17 protein-coding genes are annotated in these 16,399 nt (G+C 42.4%); 9 read left to right on the top strand and 8 right to left on the bottom strand.

Annotated elements, in window-relative coordinates; translation table 11 throughout:
* Positions 1-90 precede the first annotated feature (90 nt).
* Positions 91-948: a hypothetical protein gene (locus BV11031_RS17350; protein ID WP_010331456.1), complete on the bottom strand. Its 858-nt coding sequence runs from the start codon at positions 946-948 to the stop codon at positions 91-93.
* 132 nt (positions 949-1,080) lie between these two features.
* On the opposite strand from BV11031_RS17350, the gene BV11031_RS17345 reads away from it, so the two are divergent.
* The 4 genes from BV11031_RS17345 (at position 1,081) to BV11031_RS17330 (ending at position 4,495) form a co-directional block, all read left to right on the top strand.
* Positions 1,081-2,265: a DUF4885 domain-containing protein gene (locus tag BV11031_RS17345; protein ID WP_010331455.1), complete on the top strand. Its 1,185-nt coding sequence runs from the start codon at positions 1,081-1,083 to the stop codon at positions 2,263-2,265.
* A 275-nt stretch (positions 2,266-2,540) separates the two neighbouring features.
* A complete protein-coding gene (locus BV11031_RS17340) occupies positions 2,541-3,929 on the top strand; it encodes an amino acid permease (protein ID WP_010331454.1) in 1,389 nt (462 codons plus the stop codon).
* A gap of 111 nt (positions 3,930-4,040) precedes the next feature.
* On the top strand, positions 4,041-4,289 hold the full coding sequence (gene csgA, locus BV11031_RS17335) for a sigma-G-dependent sporulation-specific acid-soluble spore protein CsgA (protein WP_003241413.1): 249 nt from the start codon (positions 4,041-4,043) through the stop codon (positions 4,287-4,289).
* 14 nt (positions 4,290-4,303) lie between these two features.
* Positions 4,304-4,495 (top strand): YbxH family protein, encoded by a 192-nt coding sequence (locus BV11031_RS17330; protein WP_010331453.1) that lies wholly within the window; start codon positions 4,304-4,306, stop codon positions 4,493-4,495.
* Between the two features lie 31 nt (positions 4,496-4,526).
* Here BV11031_RS17330 and blaOXA read toward each other — a convergent pair whose 3' ends face one another.
* Positions 4,527-5,330, bottom strand: a complete 804-nt coding sequence (gene blaOXA / locus BV11031_RS17325; RefSeq protein ID WP_010331452.1) for a class D beta-lactamase — start codon at positions 5,328-5,330, stop codon at positions 4,527-4,529.
* A 163-nt stretch (positions 5,331-5,493) separates the two neighbouring features.
* Here blaOXA and cypC point away from each other — a divergent pair, with 163 nt between their 5' ends.
* Positions 5,494-6,747, top strand: coding sequence for a CYP152 family fatty-acid peroxygenase CypC (gene cypC / locus BV11031_RS17320; protein WP_010331451.1), 1,254 nt, complete (start codon positions 5,494-5,496; stop codon positions 6,745-6,747).
* A gap of 39 nt (positions 6,748-6,786) precedes the next feature.
* Here cypC and BV11031_RS17315 read toward each other — a convergent pair whose 3' ends face one another.
* On the bottom strand, positions 6,787-7,053 hold the full coding sequence (locus tag BV11031_RS17315; RefSeq protein WP_010331450.1) for a hypothetical protein: 267 nt from the start codon (positions 7,051-7,053) through the stop codon (positions 6,787-6,789).
* A 356-nt stretch (positions 7,054-7,409) separates the two neighbouring features.
* Between BV11031_RS17315 and BV11031_RS17310 the strand changes: the two genes are divergently transcribed.
* The gene (locus BV11031_RS17310; protein WP_010331449.1) at positions 7,410-9,038 is read left to right on the top strand and encodes a Na/Pi cotransporter family protein; all 1,629 of its coding nucleotides are present in this window, start codon (positions 7,410-7,412) and stop codon (positions 9,036-9,038) included.
* A gap of 25 nt (positions 9,039-9,063) precedes the next feature.
* Here BV11031_RS17310 and BV11031_RS17305 read toward each other — a convergent pair whose 3' ends face one another.
* Positions 9,064-9,954: a glycerophosphodiester phosphodiesterase gene (locus BV11031_RS17305; protein WP_010331448.1), complete on the bottom strand. Its 891-nt coding sequence runs from the start codon at positions 9,952-9,954 to the stop codon at positions 9,064-9,066.
* 91 nt (positions 9,955-10,045) lie between these two features.
* Entirely contained in the window at positions 10,046-11,380 is a 1,335-nt protein-coding gene (glpT, locus tag BV11031_RS17300; protein WP_010331447.1) for a glycerol-3-phosphate transporter, read from the bottom strand.
* Between the two features lie 294 nt (positions 11,381-11,674).
* On the opposite strand from glpT, the gene BV11031_RS17290 reads away from it, so the two are divergent.
* From BV11031_RS17290 to BV11031_RS17280, 3 genes are all read left to right on the top strand, one after another.
* Positions 11,675-11,923: a YbeF family protein gene (locus BV11031_RS17290; RefSeq protein WP_010331446.1), complete on the top strand. Its 249-nt coding sequence runs from the start codon at positions 11,675-11,677 to the stop codon at positions 11,921-11,923.
* Positions 11,924-12,014: 91 nt separating this feature from the next.
* A complete protein-coding gene (locus BV11031_RS17285; RefSeq protein ID WP_010331445.1) occupies positions 12,015-12,932 on the top strand; it encodes a bifunctional helix-turn-helix transcriptional regulator/GNAT family N-acetyltransferase in 918 nt (305 codons plus the stop codon).
* Positions 12,929-14,182, top strand: coding sequence for an MFS transporter (locus BV11031_RS17280; RefSeq protein ID WP_010331444.1), 1,254 nt, complete (start codon positions 12,929-12,931; stop codon positions 14,180-14,182). Before BV11031_RS17285 ends, BV11031_RS17280 begins: the two co-directional genes overlap by 4 nt.
* Positions 14,183-14,210: 28 nt before the next feature.
* On the opposite strand, the gene BV11031_RS17275 is transcribed toward BV11031_RS17280, so the two are convergent.
* The 3 genes from BV11031_RS17275 to BV11031_RS17265 form a co-directional block, all read right to left on the bottom strand.
* Positions 14,211-14,636: a hypothetical protein gene (locus BV11031_RS17275; RefSeq protein ID WP_010331443.1), complete on the bottom strand. Its 426-nt coding sequence runs from the start codon at positions 14,634-14,636 to the stop codon at positions 14,211-14,213.
* A gap of 62 nt (positions 14,637-14,698) precedes the next feature.
* Positions 14,699-15,610 carry a hypothetical protein gene (locus BV11031_RS17270; protein ID WP_010331442.1) on the bottom strand — a complete coding sequence of 304 codons (912 nt, stop codon included), beginning with the start codon at positions 15,608-15,610 and terminating at the stop codon, positions 14,699-14,701.
* A 388-nt stretch (positions 15,611-15,998) separates the two neighbouring features.
* A complete protein-coding gene (locus tag BV11031_RS17265; RefSeq protein ID WP_010331441.1) occupies positions 15,999-16,388 on the bottom strand; it encodes a hypothetical protein in 390 nt (129 codons plus the stop codon).
* Positions 16,389-16,399 lie beyond the last annotated feature (11 nt).

Here is a 16,399-nt window from a genome sequence, read left to right as displayed (position 1 = left end):
ACTTCCCTTGGTTGTACTGACTATAGTTTACCTTTTAGGCTAAGAATAAAAAAGAGCCGGCTCAAGGAATTTGAACCAGCTCAGTATGAATTAAAATTGCTTTGTGACATCGTATTCATAATCTATTTTTGCTTTGACATTACTCATCGTCGATCTGGCTGTCGCTAAAGTATTATATTTAAAACTCCATACTTTTGCGACACTGAGTTGATCTGACAATGATATATCATAAGACCCTGACGTCGAGCTGTTTACAAGAGCACGGCGCCATTCGTTGTTTTCGCTTGTCATGATCAGATGGCGTGTATTTCCCTGGCTTGGTGTTTGAGTGGCTGTTGTTTGTACTCTAGTGACAATGGCATCGCGTGGTATTCCGGCTTGGTTTGTTAAATCAACCTTGATCACGCTGGAGTCAGAACCTGAGGGGCTAAGGGCAGTGTTTCCTTTATTTTCAGCAACGCCGCTGAATGGGAACGTTCCGCTGCCGGATTTGATTCGATTTTCAATTGAAAGTGTGAAATACATGTTCCCGGTATAGGAGCCGCATGACACTTTTACATAGAAGGTATCCGTCGTGTTTTGGGCGTCAGCATTGGCATAAATAAAAGAAGAGTACGTATTAGGATTAATGACTTCAGTGCCTTGTGAAACAGGTACTCTGTTTCTATCGTAAATTTCAATTTTCATCCCTGTGTACGCGCTTTGATATGTACTTCTCACATAGACTTTTTCTCCCTTATTAGCTGTAAACGTGAAATAGGCTTCATCCTGCCCAGCTTCCAAAATCGTTGTATCGATATTCTTATATTTCCAATAACCGATTGGCGCTGCGGTATCGAATGAATTGTTTCCTGTAATCGCAGTAACCCCGGCGGCTGATGCCGAATAAGTAAAGGTGAATAAGACAGACAGTATCAACGCGAATGAGATAAGCCATTTTTTTGTCATACAAACAACCTCCTTTTATTTCCATCATACATAATAATGTTTACTGTGTAAATAAATGTTTTTATAGGTTAATATATACATTGGGTTTGCCGATAAAAAAGAGTAAGAGAAAATTGTTCAGGAGGGAATCCAATGCGTCTGAATCGGCAATTTATCCGCACACAGCTGATGGCACAGAACATATTGAATAGAAATGTGGCTGGTACACACAAGAATGCATCTGAAAAAACAGCAGCGGTGCTGGAGAAGGCATACAGTAAGCTCGAGTCACGGTCTTATAATGAGGGGATTAATCAGATTAATTATTCGAAAACCAGTGTGGCGGGAAACAGCGGGACTTTCAGCAAAGTGTATCGATCAGCGAATGAACGAACAGTGAGGGACACAGGGGAGGAAACAGTGATTCAATCCAATAACCCCTATGAGTCTGAGAGTGATATCAGAATCAAGATACTAGATGAAAAATACAGCAGGATCAATGCGATTAACAAAATGAAGTCTGATCCATTAGGCTATATCAAGGATAAGTACCAAAATTCAAAGTCTCCTTATTTCAGAAGTGATCTGTCTGCTGCGGAAAGACAGGCTGCTTATGATAATGAAACAGAATGGCTATTCAAAGGGAAGGCGCAAAACTATAACTTGCAGGATGCCGCATTTCGCCATGTCACGTTTCATGGAGAAGTGGAGGATGAGAATGCAAAGGTGTATCAGCGAAGCCAGGTGAACCAGCAGCTGCAAGTGCTGTTGAACCGAAACGATATTCACATTCCACAAGGGACGGAGCTTACGTTTACGATTACGCCGATTGACTATAAGGTACAGGTGAGCGGGACAGACGATGAGGCACTGATTGAGCAAATTGAGCAAATGCTGCAATCTGGAGACAACAGCAAAGAGCTATTTTTACATATCATGAAAAGCCTAAGCGCTGATTCGACACAATATTCCCAAGAGGCATATCAAAAGTATCAAGCTGCTCGTGAGATGTACGATGTCACAGGCTATCGGTTGAAGGATTTAGAAGTGATAGACGGGCGGTACATAACACCTGATGGACGTGACGTAATAGACGTTTATAAAGAAGAGCTTGAAAAAGATCCTGTCCAAAAACAAACGGCCCCCTATGCTATATCCCACTATCGTTTGGCGCTTAGTAAACTGGCGGAAGCCGGGTATGATGCCATCCCGGATTTCATCCTTTCAATTGATTACAGCAATGGATCTTTGAGAGATGCAGGGCAAAGCAAGAGCTATGGCACCGGAGATACCGAGTGGCTTGAAATATTAAAGCGTCAAACTGGCGTGCATTATTAGGTGAGCTGTTCATTGGGAACAGCTCTTTTTTTATGAAAAGAAAAGGAATTATAAAATTCAAACAATTTCATTATATTTATATAAAAAATTTAAAATGAAGTGTTGATGAAAAACTCTGACTAAAAGTGTTTACCTGAAAAAAACAATTGTATTTTCCAGAGAAATTTATTATGATGAAATAAGTAATTTTAGAGATTATATAACAATATTCCGTTTGAATTTTCAGATTGTTACAGAGGAAGATTTCGAGAATTTTATTAAGAGGAGGAAGAGAAGTGGCAAATCAAGAATTAAAGAGGGGATTAGGCGCTCGTCACATTCAAATGATCGCCTTGGGCGGCACGATTGGTGTTGGCTTGTTTATGGGTTCTGCCAGCACGATTTCATGGACTGGGCCGTCTGTCCTTTTGGCTTATGCAATATGTGGGATTTTTATCTTTTTTATCATGCGCGCGATGGGTGAAATGCTGTATGTCGAACCGAGCACGGGTTCTTTTGCGACATTCGGCCATAACTATATTCATCCGCTGGCAGGTTATATGACAGCATGGAGCAACTGGTTTCAGTGGGTTATCGTCGGCATGTCAGAAATTATCGCTGTCGGTTCCTACATGAAGTATTGGTTCCCGGATTTGCCCGCTTGGATACCTGGTATCGTGGCAATGGTGATTCTCGGTGCGGCGAATTTAATTTCTGTTAAGTCATTTGGCGAGTTTGAGTTTTGGTTTGCGATGATTAAAATCGTGACGATTATTTTGATGATTATTGCGGGAATCGGGATTATTTTCTTCGGATTCGGCAACGGCGGAGATCCGATCGGATTGTCGAATCTGTGGTCCCACGGAGGATTCTTTACTAACGGCTTCTCTGGCTTCTTCTTTGCGCTTTCTCTTGTTATTGCGGCTTATCAAGGGGTTGAGCTGATCGGGATTACAGCCGGTGAAGCAAAAGACCCGAAAAACACGCTAAGAAGTGCGATTCAAAGTATTATTTGGCGCATTTTGATTTTCTATATTGGTGCTATTTTTGTGATTGTGACAGTGTATCCTTGGGATGAGCTCAATTCACTTGGAAGTCCGTTCGTGTCTACGTTCGCGAAAATTGGTGTTACAGCAGCTGCCGGCATTATTAACTTTGTCGTGATTACAGCGGCAATGTCCGGCTGTAATAGCGGTATTTTCAGTGCAGGACGCATGCTTTATACACTGGGGGTAAATGGACAAGCACCAAAATTCTTTACGAAGATTTCACGCAATGGGGTGCCGCTCTACGGCACAATTGCTGTAATGATCGGTTTGGCTGTTGGTGTTGTGCTGAACTATATCGCGCCGCCGAAGATTTTTGTATATGTTTACAGCGCCAGCGTGCTGCCTGGTATGATTCCTTGGTTTGTCATCTTGATCAGCCACATCGGATTCAGAAAAGCGAAGGGCGCTGCATTAGATAAACATCCATTCAAAATGCCGTTTGCGCCTTTCACAAACTATGTGACGATTGCTTTCTTGCTGATGGTTCTTGTCGGCATGTGGTTCAATGATGATACTCGTATCTCTCTGGTTGTCGGTGTGATTTTCTTAGCGCTTGTGGTCATTAGTTATTATGTGTTTGGGATTGGCAAGCGTTCGCAGGCCAATTTGGCAAAAAGCGATCAATCGGTTGAATAACATGGAAAAAGAGACATTCACGGATGTCTCTTTTTTTATTTTTGGCGTATGGAATTTTCCTGTTTCCGCAAGCTATAGGGTAAAGATAGCGGAAGGAAAGGTGTTCATAACATGGATGTTACACTCGGTTATTTGCGTGAATCACTTTCGAACCACCTTGAAAATGAAGTCTGCCAGCGGATTTGCAAGAAGATGCTGGCGAAGCGTTATGTGAATGAAGAGGAATTTGTAAAAGATTTGGATGACAATGAAATGTCTTTTTTGAACCATGTATTAGAAAAAGAAATTAAGTATGCGCAGAATGAACAGGATCAAAAACGGGCCAAGGAATTAAACGAGGTGTATGAATTACTGCTTTGAAAGGCGGGTAAGAAATGGGAGCAATTGAACGAAACGGATATACATTTCAGCCGGAGTTTAGTGTTATCCGACAAAACGGAGCCATCCATGTATACCATCACGGCGAATTTGTGGAAGAAATTGAATTTGAATGTAACGGAGAATATCCAGATCACGATTTGATTGAAGAGCTTGTGAATCATTATTGTTTCGAGCATGAGATTTAGAGCCCTGCCCATTATGCAGGGCTCCTTTCATTTAGGATGTGATCAGGCCGTATTTTTTCAGGATATTCACTGTAATGTTTTTGGCTTTTGTGCCGGAATCATCGACATTGGTGACAAAAATATACGAACCATGCTCTGTTTTGATGAATCCGACAAACCAGCCTAATCCCATATCTGTCAAGCGGGTTCCGGTTTTCCCAAAGAGCGTGTAATGATCTCCTTCCTCTTGAATCATCATGCGCTTGACGGTTTTCATCACTGATTGATCAAAGGGAAGTGTCTCATGAAAAAGTTTCTTCAAAAAGGCTTCTTGTTCCAGCGGAGAAATTGCAAGCGAGCTCTGCAGCCAAAATTGGCCGATGCCGCCGCTGATATCCTCGTTGCCGTACGACAAAGTATGGAGCCAGACCTTCATCCTTTTTTCGCCGATATCCCTCGCCAGTTCCTGATAATACCAGATTGCCGATTCACGCATGGCCGATCCAAGCGTGTGGTCGCGGTTCCATGAATCGAACTCACGCTTGACCCCGTCCCACCGTTTGACATCGTATTCATCTCGAACAGCTTTTACTTGCAAACCGATTAAGGCATTTACGACCTTGAAGGTGGACTGCGGAGTTTGTCTTTTGTTTGCACGTTTTCTGTTGTATATAAAGGTCTTGTCCTTTTGCACATCGTGAAGAATGAAGGTTCCATCCGTATCTTTGAATTCGTTATCGACTTTCATTTGGCTGACATTCAGATGCTTTTCATGGGCAGACGATGATGCGTAAACGGAAAAACCGACGATCCCTGCAATACTCAGCACAAGCACAACATATGTCCATTTCTTCATTTGGTTCTCCCCTTTGCTTTGGTCAATTATCTTTTCTCTATTTCTTTTGTACTTCCTTTTAAAAGAATGCGTAAATTTGGTTTTGAAAACAAATACTGTAATTGGGTTTATCTGCGTGTGATAACGTGAAAAAAGAGGGTAAAAAGGAAGGCGGGGTTGCAGGATGAATGAGCATATTCCACATGACAAAAGCCTTGATAACAGTCTGGCTTTGATGCGGGAAGGATATTTGTTTATAAAGAATAGAAAAGAGCATTACCAGTCGGATTTGTTTCAGGCACGTTTGCTTGGAAAAACATTTATTTGTATGAGCGGCGCGGAGGCCGCGAAGGTATTCTATGATACGGAGCGATTTCAGCGGCAGGGGGCTCTCCCGAAACGAGTGCAGAAATCGCTGTTTGGGGTGAATGCGATCCAGACAATGGATGGTGAAGCTCATCTTCATCGGAAGCTGCTTTTTCTGTCATTAATGACGCCGCCGCATCAAAAGCGTTTGGCTGAACTGATGACAGAGGAGTGGGAAGCGGCAGTCACAAGATGGGAGAAGGCAGATCAGGTTGTGTTATTTGAGGAAGCAAAAGAAATCCTGTGCAGGGTGGCGTGCTATTGGGCAGGTGTTCCGCTGAAGGAAACGGAAGTGAAAGAGAGAGCGGATGATTTCATCGATATGGTTGACGCGTTTGGTGCCGTGGGGCCGAGGCATTGGAAGGGAAGAAGAGCGAGGCCGCGTGCGGAAGAGTGGATTGAAAGAATGATTGAAGATGTTCGTGCCGGCTTGTTGAAGACACCTGCCGGAACAGCGCTGCATGAAATGGCGTTTCACACGCAAGAAGATGGCAACCAGCTGGATTCCAGGATGGCCGCCATCGAGCTGATTAATGTACTGCGGCCGATTGTTGCGATTTCTTACTTTCTTGTGTTTTCAGCTTTGGCGCTTCATGAGAATCCTGCGTATAGAGAATGGCTGCGTTCTGGAAGCAGCCGGGAAAGAGAAATGTTTGTGCAGGAGGTCCGCCGATATTACCCATTTGGCCCGTTTTTAGGGGCGCTTGTTAAAAAGGATTTTGAATGGAATAACTGTCAGTTTAAGAAGGGTACATCGGTATTGCTTGATGTATATGGAACGAATCACGATCCCCGCTTATGGGACAATCCTGATGAATTTCGGCCTGAACGATTTGAGGGGCGGGAGGAAAATCCGTTTGATTTGATTCCTCAAGGCGGGGGCCACGCGGAGAAAGGCCATCGCTGTCCAGGGGAAGGGATAACAATTGAAGTCATGAAAGCAAGCCTGGATTTTCTTGTGAATAAGGTAGAATACGACGTCCCGGAACAATCGCTGCATTACAGTCTTGCCAGAATGCCATCATTGCCTGAAAGCGGATTTGTGATGAGCGGAATCAGACGGAAAGGGTAAATGCAAAAGCTCTCTTCCTTATCGAAGAGAGCCTTTAAATTACTTCTTTTTTTCATCATAATATTGGACGGGGTACATGGAGCCTTCGGATACCATTTTATTGTCCTCAATATCTTGCGGGTGTGGGTGGCCGGCTTTATCGACTGGGAACTTTTCCATTTCAGGTTGTTTTGTCATTTTCATTTTCATTTTCATGCTGTGAATGAATTCTCGTGCTTTTTGGCGATTTGACGGGTCTTTTAATAGATAAGAAGTGATGCCGACAGTTGAAACAGCGAGACCTGAAAGTAACAGCTTTTGTTTCATGGTGATACTCCTTTCTATTGTAAGAGTAGTGTTTCCTATATCATTCCCGTTCTCATGATCACTAAACCTTGCCGGTTGTCTTAGGAGAACTGTACAGAGGGTGCTTGTTTCAGTATAGGGAAAGCTGGATAAGGAAAGAATAATGCCCATGATAAAACCTTGTGATGATGTAAGATTTTTGTAGTCGATTGGTCATGTTCATCGCGGAATATTACACGAATGTAAATCTGAAATAGGACCATAAGGCTGATTGTTAAGTTATTGTAAATTCAGCGATTGTTTTATTTACAACCAATTGAACTTGAAACATAATCGAAGAGAGTTTGCTGAATAATGTCTAAATAGAGGTGAACATGTTGGCGATTGATTTACAAACATTACTGTTCGAATTTCTCGGGGGTCTCGGTATTTTCCTGATTGGGATTAAGTTCATGGGAGAGGGACTTCAGAAATCGGCTGGAGATAGATTAAGAAATATTTTAGACCGTTTTACAAGCAATCCGCTGATGGGTGTATTGGCGGGGATCATTGTGACGGTTTTGATTCAGAGCAGTTCCGGAACAACGGTGATCACCGTTGGGCTTGTCAGTGCGGGCTTTATGACGCTTCGCCAGGCCATCGGCGTTATTATGGGGGCCAATATTGGAACAACGGTTACCGCGTTTATTATCGGAATCGACATAGGGGCCTATGCCTTGCCGATTATTGCCGCCGGCGGATTTTTACTGTTCTTCTTTAAACATAAAAATGTGCAAAATGCTGGGCAGGTTGTATTTGGATTCGGGGCTCTGTTTTACGGGTTGGAGTTAATGAGCGGCGGCATGAAACCGCTCCGTTCACTTGAGGCCTTTCATGATTTAACGGTTAGTATGAGCACCAACCCGGTTCTAGGTGTTGTCATTGGGACATTGTTTACGGTACTCGTACAAAGTTCCAGCGCCACGATCGGTATCCTGCAAGGTTTATTTTCAGATGGTCTCATTGATATTAACGGCGCGCTTCCGGTGTTATTCGGGGACAATATCGGAACGACGATCACCGCGATTCTTGCGTCTCTCGGGGCATCTGTTGCCGCGAGACGTGCTGCGGCTACTCATGTGCTGTTTAACCTTATCGGGACAACGATTTTCCTGATTTTGCTCAAACCGTTTACTTCTTTGACCTTATGGTTGCAGGCTTCAATGGGGCTTGATCCTAAAATGACGATTGCCTTTGCGCATGGAATCTTTAATACATCCAATACATTGATACAGCTTCCTTTTGTGGGGATATTGGCTTTGATCGTAACAAAACTGATTCCGGGCAAGGATTCAATGGTGGAATACAAGTCGCATCTTGATCCGATTTTTATTGAGCAATCTCCATCTATTGCTCTCGGACAAGCAAAAGAAGAAGTTCTGCAAATGGGGAACTTTGCGGTACAGGGGCTGGAGGTCACAAAACAGTTCATGGTCACAAAACAGCCGAAATATGCGGCAAGTGCCTACCAGCTAGAGGATGCAGTTAACAATCTTGACCGAAAAATTACTGATTATTTGATTGAGCTTTCTTCAAGCTCTCTTTCAGAGCACGAGTCTGAAGAGCATCATATGCTGATGGATACAGTCAGAGACATTGAAAGAATCGGGGATCACTTCGAAAACGTGAATGAACTGATTGAATATCAGCAGGCGCATCGTGTGGTTCTTACTGAATCCGCCATGGAGGATTTAACGAAAATGATGGATTTGACGATTTCTACTGTGAAGGCGTCCATGGATGCTTTGCACCACAATGATGTGAAGATCGCTGAACAAGTTATTGAAAAAGAAGATGAGATTGACAAAATGGAACGGAAGCTTCGCAAAAAGCATATTATCCGTCTGAATGAAGGGCTGTGCACTGGACAAGCGGGCATTGTCTTTGTCGATATGATCAGCAACCTGGAGCGTATCGGTGATCATGCGGTCAATATTGCAGAAGCAGTTATTGGTGAAAATCAATAAGAAAAACGCTGAGAATCTTAGGTTCTCAGCGTTTTTTGTAGTCTTTTTTAACATGCTGGAAGACATCAGGGTAATTTGTGAACACTCCTGTCACTCCCCAGTCAAGCAGACGGCGCATATCTGCTTCCGTATTGACTGTGTAAGGATGAAGCAGGAGGCCGTGACTGCGGATCATGCGGACGTTTTCTTGATTTAAGGCTTTATAACTCGGTCCCGCACCGACAGCGTATGTTTTGATGTCCTCTAGGCCAGCATCTGTCATGGACGCCATTTGTTTGGCATCCAGTAATTGTACGGTAGGCAGGTTTGGCTGTAAATGATGGACTTTTACCAGGCTTTCTTTGCTGAACGATTGAATGATCACTTGGCCGTTTTTAGCATGTTTGCCCAGTAATTTATGTTTCTGCAAAGAAGCGAGCAGTTTTTCTTCCATACCTGGATAAGTGTCGGGCGATTTTGTTTCAATGTAGTAGTTCGCGTGTTTTCCAAAACGGTCTAATACTTCGTCTAATGTAGGAACTGTAAGACCGGCGTACCGTGGTTTTGCTTTTTCCGGATAGGCTTCATTAAACCATGAACCGGCGTCAAGTTTCTTAATGTCTGCGAGCGTATGGTCTTTCACCCAGCCTGTTCCGTTTGTGGTACGGTCCAGTTTTTCATCGTGCATGACAATCAATATGCCGTCTTTTGTCATTTGCAGATCCAATTCAATATAATCTGCTTTCATTTTCTGAGCGGTTTCGTAAGACAGGATCGTATGTTCAGGCACATATCCGGAAGCCCCTCTATGCGCAACCGTCAGGATACGGTCAGGTGACAGCAGGTTTCCTTTTGACGCTGCAGACACTGGGGTTACCATAAATGAGAGTAAGCCGAGCGACAGAAGAACCAAGGCTAGTATTCTATTTTTTCGCATGATTTCTCCTCCTTATCAATAACTGTCTTTCATATTAAAAAACAGATGTAAACGTCGTATTGGTAAATGATTAATCTTTTATGTTTCTTTCTTAAACGTGCTCCGCCCGTTTTCCTGTATTCCATGTCAGGGCCAAGAAGACGATGGCGAGAATGCAGGAAGAGACCAGCATGATAAAGCCGCCGTTCCAATCATATCGGTCTACGACAAAGCCCATAATGGCGTTTGCGAAAGCAGATCCGCCGATGTATCCAAAGAATCCGGTCAAACCGGCCGCGGTTCCGGCTGCTTTTTTCGGCGCGAGATCAATCGCTTGCAGGCCGATCAGCATAACCGGTCCATAGATTAAGAAGCCAATGCTGATCAGGGCGATGTTGTCGACGAGCGGATGGCCGGCCGGATTCAGCCAGTACACCAATACGGCAATGAAAACGCCCGCCATAAACAAAACGCCTGCCGGTGCCCGGCGGCTTCTGAAAAATCGGTCACTGATCCAACCGCACAGGATCGTTCCCGGTATGCCGGCGTATTCGTACAGAAAATACGACCAACGCGAGTCCTCAGGAGAAAAGCCTTTGGCTTCAGTTAAGTAAGTAGGCGCCCAGTCAACCACGCCGTATCGCACAAAATAGACAAAAACGTTGGCAAGCGCGATGAACCATAGAAATTTGTTGTTCAGCACATATTGAAAAAGGATTTCTTTTGTTGTTAATTCTTTTTCCTGATTTTTAAAAGCGTGTGTCGGGTAGTCATTCCGATACTCTTCAATTGGCGGGAGGCCGCAAGATTGAGGCGTATCGCGAACCAATAAAACAATTAAAAATGAAATGATAATGGCAATGATGGCTGGGAAGAAAAACACGCTTTTCCAAGTCACAAACATCGCAATGCCAAGAGTGACAAGCGGAGCCAGGATACCGCCGCCTATGTTATGGGCAACATTCCAGATTGACATTTTTGTGCCTCGTTCACTAATAGAAAACCAGTGGGCCATTGTCCTGCCGCATGGCGGCCAGCCCATTCCCTGAAACCATCCGTTGATAAACATAAAAATAAACATGATGGTAACGCTTGAAGTCACCCAAGGCATTGAAACGAAAAGAATATTAACGATTGCTGATAAAAACAGGCCTGTCGCGAGGAAATATCTCGGATTGCAGCGGTCAGACACCATCCCCATAATGAATTTGCTGAAGCCGTATGCAATGGACACAGCGGCCAGCACCAAGCCCAGTTCCGTTTTTGAAAATCCCTGTTCCTGCAGATAAGGAATGGCAAAGGCAAAGTTTTTCCGCAGCAGGTAGTAGCCCGCGTAACCGACGAAAATACCAATGAATACTTGGAGCCTAAGCCGTTTATAAGCCTCATCCGTCTTTGAATCATCCAGTCTCTCAATGTGAGGAGCCGGTTTAAAGATGTGAAACATCAAAATCATCCCCCTTTGCTGTATGTGCCGGATGTGTGGCGTGCCTCCTTTCTGAAAAACAAAAAGAGCCAGAAACTCCCCTTGTATAAAAGGGGTTAGATTCCTGGCTCTCCTCATCTCCATCCAAGCTATTAACTTATTATGATAGCGCTTTCTTAAATTATCATAGTCAGAAGTGAATGTAAACGGTTAATTTTAAAACTGGATTTTTCGAAAAGTGAATAATACCCTTTTACTTATTGTGGTTATGTTTTTTTGCAAGCAGCATAAAAATCTGGAGGGAGGCTGTTGCAGATGGATGAATTAGAACTCGCATTCGGTATTTTGCCGTTAGGAATTATCGTGTTATCGGTTGCCGGGACTTGTGTCTATCAAAACGTGTATCTGATGCCGATGATTAGTTTGGTGATTTCGCTAGTGCTCACGTTTACCGTTTTTAATCCATCATTTTTGGGGTGGGTTGTTGTCTATACTCTGATTTCAACCGCTATATCGTATATCACACTGAGTGTGGTCAGGAAAAGGAAAGCATCAAAAAAGTGAAAATGCCCACTTTTTTAAGATATCGTTGACTATGGCAACTATGTTTGGTTATAATTGCCTTAATCAACGATACAAGAAAGTGGGGATTGATTTGAAAACTAGTGAGACATCTGTCGGGTTAAAATTCAGAAAGTTCAATCGATTTTATACGAATGTCCTTGGCTTCCTTAATGAGCACATTTACGACAGTCCGTTTTCCTTAACAGAAACGCGGATTTTATTTGAAATGTATAATACGCCAAATTGTACAGCCAAAGCCCTCCAGGATAAGCTAGGGCTAGATCGGGGTTATGTCAGCAGGATGTTGAAACAGTTTGAAAAAGAAAATTTAATCTATAAACAAAAGAGCAAAGAGGATGCCCGCCATCATTATATTTATGTCACGGAAACAGGAAAAACGATTTATAAAAAGCTGGAAGAGAAAGCGAACGAACAAGTAGAACGGATGCTCAAAGAAATTGACCAAAAGGACCAGCGGAAGCTTGCGGAGGCGATGGAAGAAATTGAAGCGATCCTCTCACAGTCGCTTTCTTCCAGAACGTCAGACATATCGATTAGAGATTATTTTCTTTCGGATGATCTCCAGCTTCTCATCGAAAAACAGAGACAATTTTATGCGGAAGCCCATGGCTGGGACGACACGTTTTTAGCTTATCTTCATGAGACCTTTGATGCTGATATTGAAACCATATGGATTGCGGAAAGCGGCGGGAAATTTGCTGGCTCTGTTGGGTTGGTCAAACATGATGAAAAGACCGTGCAGCTTAGGTGGTTCCTAGTTGATGACGCTTTTCGAGGCAGGGGGCTGGGCACACAATTGCTGGAGCACCTGGTTACATATTGCAGGGATATGGGGTTTGAACGCATTTTTCTTTGGACGGTGAGCACCATGGCTGAGGCTCGTCCGCTCTACGAAAAATTTGGTTTCAGGGTAAGTGAAGTGAAAGAAGAAGCGCCATTATGGGGCCAGCGTCTGACAGAAGAACGGTGGGATTTGGAGCTGTCATGAAAAGACTGCACTACGCGTGGATCATCGTTTCCGTCACCTTTTTGATCTTATTGGCCGTTCAGGGGGTGCGCCTGTCGTTTGGAGCGTTTGTGGAGCCGTGGGAACGGCAGTTTTCAATGGATCGAGGCACCATCTCGCTGATTTCTACAATAAGTTTTATTGTCTATGGCATATCTCAGCCTGTGATTGGGCGGCTTGTGGACAAATGGGGTGCCCGGGCTGTTTTGTCATGGAGTGCGCTGCTGACAGGGATCAGCATTTTCTTAACATGCTTTGTCACTTCGCCTTGGCAGCTGTTTCTGCTTTATGGATTAGGTGTCTCGCTTGGAGTTGGGGGGGCATCGAATGTGGCAGCAAGTGTGTTGGTCGTCAATTGGTTCAGCAAAAAGCGGGGACTAGCCTTTGGGATCATGGAAGCAGGTTTTGGAGCGGGGCAAATGCTTCTCGTTCCAGGCTCACTCATGCTGATCCATTGGTTTAGCTGGAAGCTGACGGTGGTAGTATTGGGCTTGCTGTTAATCGTGATTGTTTTTCCGGCTGCACTGCTGATGCTGCGGAACAATCCTTCAGAAAAGAATGCAGAGCCGATAGGCGGATTGACTGCTGCAAAAAAAGAAACAGCGCCCAACACAACTGCTCTTTCAGTGACTGGAATGTTTCGGATGAGGCAATTCTGGTTTTTGATTTTGCCGTTTTTGATCTGCGGGTTTACGACCGTGGGACTGATGGATACCCATTTGATTCCGTTTTCTCACGATCACGGCTTTTCAACGACAGTCACAAGTGCCGCTGTCAGTCTGCTTGCCGGCTTTAATATCGCTGGCATCTTACTGTCCGGAATGGTAGCGGACCGGTGGAGCAGCCGGAAAATCCTGTGCTTTTTATATGCGGTACGCGCGCTTTCGATTGTGATTCTGATTTACAGCCACGAACCCTACTTGCTTCTAGGTTTTGCAATTCTGTTTGGATTAGTGGACTTCGCTACCGTTGCGCCGACTCAAATGCTCGCCACCCGATATTTTCAAAACTACTCGATCGGCCTTATGATCGGCTGGCTGTCGCTCGCCCATCAAATTGGCTCGGCACTCGGCGCGTATATCCCAGGCGTCATCTATACGGTAACGGGTGAGTATACAATGGCTTTTTATTTGTCGATTGGAATGCTTGTGCTGGCAAGTGTGATGAATGTGATGCTGAGGGAGCCCGCGGAGGTAACGAGTGACAGTGCGGCTATGGCGGAGAAGGTGTAAGAGAGAAGGAGCATCTCTGATGATGGCATTATTCAGAGATGCTTTTTTTGTATTTTTGTTCTAATACGAAGTCAATCATGCCGACAATACGGGCGTTTTCGGATTTTTGTTTGAAGCGGTCAGAGATTTGAACTTTTCTTGAGAATGGAAAAACAACAAAAACCCAAAAAAGGCCGATCAAGGCAAAAAACATTTGTACAGATAATTGTATTAATTCATTAAAACGAGTGCTGAAAAAATAAATATATAAAGTTACGAATGTCACGAAACAAACGATTTTGACGGTGTGTTTGAATGTGAGTTGCGGTTCGCTAAAGAATACTTTTAATTGATTAAGCATGATGGAGTCATGTTTGTTTAGGAAAATCAAAAGTTCTTTATCATCTTTTGCATGTTCTAAAATAAACTTCGCTGCTATTTCGGTTTCTTTATATGTGTGTAGGTCTACATTCAATACATACATCTCCTAATTATAAAAATTGCGTATTTCTTTTCTTAATTCAAGTTGAAACAAAACTAAAGAATTTTTTTGTTATATCTTTCAGTTAGAATAAAATCTATAACTCCTTTCATTCGCAAATATTCGGCTCTCTGCACAAAGTGCAGAACAGTATGTAATTGTCCTTTTCTAGAAATATTTAAAAGCTTTATCAAATCAATAAGGATTTTCAAAAAAATGATGAATAAAAGATAGATAAACATATCTGGTATGTCAATGTAATTAATTTGTCCTGAAAATAGAGTAGTTGCATAAATGACAATTATACTTCCGCAAAACATTAAACTCATATAATGTGAAAGGGAAAATGGACGAGCAGAAAAATATGCTTTTAATTGGTTTAGCACAGCAATATCTTTTGTATCTAAGTAGGCCAAAAGCTCTTTATCATTTTTACTAATTGTAAGTACATGGTTCAATACAGCATGAAAATTCATTGAATCTTCTTTATCAGAGGCAGTTGGTTCATTTGCTTGTATGTTTTGTTGATCCACTTTATATTTTTTATAAAGTATTGTATTAATTAACTTGTTTTTCTCATAGAATTCAGATTGTTGAATAAGGGATGCTTCTCCTTTGTTTTTATATCCTCTTTTTATGACGTTGGTATAAGTCATAAACATACATATGACTGTAAAAATAGAAAAAACTGCAGGTGAAATATTTGATAATATAGGATTGATGAAGACTTCTTTTGCTTGAATAAAAAAGAAAGAAGCTAAAGCCATAGATATAAACATGCATAAAACTGCTACTTTCACTAGAAAATGAAGCGGAAGGAAAGGTTCAGAATAATATTGCTTCAACTGGTTGAGTGTAAGAGAATCTTGGCGAAAAAGATAATCTATTTTCTCCTGTTGATTTTGCATCTGATCGATATCATGAGCGATGGTCCTTGTTTTTTCAAAAACGATTTGATCATTCTTCATTTTTGATAAACCTCCAAAAGATCATAAATAAACTAAAAAACTGCATGAGCATATTTTAACTTATGTTCATGCAGTTTTGTATTAAAGTAGCCAGTATAATAAGCAAAAATGGCCAATAATACACCAGAAAGTTGAGCTACTACTTAATTGTTCGTTATATCGAGACTTGTTTTGCGTGGGATGCCTCCTGTCGGTGTGGTGGTCTTGGGTTGCGTGTAGTATGATTTTTGGGGATTTTTTATATGATGTTCCTGTGATAAAAAGGGAAAGCAGGTGATTTCATCACCTGCTACTAAATGACAAATGTTTCATCATCGGCTGCCTATATTTCTCTAATAATACTGTTTGAATCATTATTTAGGAAAATAATGATTCGTCTTAAAAATAATTACTGAGGATTTTTTTCTCTAAACTCTTTTAGGGCATTTACCCATATTTCAATTAATTGTCTAAGTTCTCTTGTTTCTATTTCACAGGTTCTGCTTTTTATATATGCTTCGGGATCATCTTCATCTTCAGCTGCGTATTCTGCAAGATTATCGTAAATAAAAGTTTTATCTTTTTTAATTTCTAATCCACAAACATTCCCATTTAGTTCCTCGTACTCACTTGTCCCGTTTAGTACTTTATCTATTACTTCATATTCAAAGGTAGGATCTCCTTGAACATCTGACATTAGAAATTCTGCCACTAATTGAATACGCTCAGGTAATATGATAACAAGGCTTTTACTTCCGTTCTTAAATCTAACTTGGTCAAATTTATAATTGTATTTCATATGGTCCTCCT

The organism is Bacillus vallismortis, from assembly GCF_004116955.1.
Taxonomy (GTDB): domain Bacteria; phylum Bacillota; class Bacilli; order Bacillales; family Bacillaceae; genus Bacillus; species Bacillus vallismortis.
The sequence above is the reverse complement of the archived record's forward strand: the minus strand, read 5'-3'. Positions and strand labels throughout refer to the sequence as shown.

Bases quoted from the DNA above. Each gene is read 5' to 3' on its own strand.
- BV11031_RS17350 (WP_010331456.1), bottom strand. From the start codon at position 948: ATGACAAAAAAATGGCTTATCTCATTCGCGTTGATACTGTCTGTCTTA.
- BV11031_RS17290 (WP_010331446.1), top strand. From the start codon at position 11,675: ATGGATGAATTAGAACTCGCATTCGGTATTTTGCCGTTAGGAATTATC.
- csgA (WP_003241413.1), top strand. From the start codon at position 4,041: ATGGATGTTACACTCGGTTATTTGCGTGAATCACTTTCGAACCACCTT.
- BV11031_RS17280 (WP_010331444.1), top strand. From the start codon at position 12,929: ATGAAAAGACTGCACTACGCGTGGATCATCGTTTCCGTCACCTTTTTG.
- blaOXA (WP_010331452.1), bottom strand. From the start codon at position 5,330: ATGAAGAAATGGACATATGTTGTGCTTGTGCTGAGTATTGCAGGGATC.
- BV11031_RS17315 (WP_010331450.1), bottom strand. From the start codon at position 7,053: ATGAAACAAAAGCTGTTACTTTCAGGTCTCGCTGTTTCAACTGTCGGC.
- BV11031_RS17345 (WP_010331455.1), top strand. From the start codon at position 1,081: ATGCGTCTGAATCGGCAATTTATCCGCACACAGCTGATGGCACAGAAC.
- cypC (WP_010331451.1), top strand. From the start codon at position 5,494: ATGAATGAGCATATTCCACATGACAAAAGCCTTGATAACAGTCTGGCT.
- glpT (WP_010331447.1), bottom strand. From the start codon at position 11,380: ATGTTTCACATCTTTAAACCGGCTCCTCACATTGAGAGACTGGATGAT.
- BV11031_RS17270 (WP_010331442.1), bottom strand. From the start codon at position 15,610: ATGAAGAATGATCAAATCGTTTTTGAAAAAACAAGGACCATCGCTCAT.
- BV11031_RS17330 (WP_010331453.1), top strand. From the start codon at position 4,304: ATGGGAGCAATTGAACGAAACGGATATACATTTCAGCCGGAGTTTAGT.
- BV11031_RS17305 (WP_010331448.1), bottom strand. From the start codon at position 9,954: ATGCGAAAAAATAGAATACTAGCCTTGGTTCTTCTGTCGCTCGGCTTA.
- BV11031_RS17265 (WP_010331441.1), bottom strand. From the start codon at position 16,388: ATGAAATACAATTATAAATTTGACCAAGTTAGATTTAAGAACGGAAGT.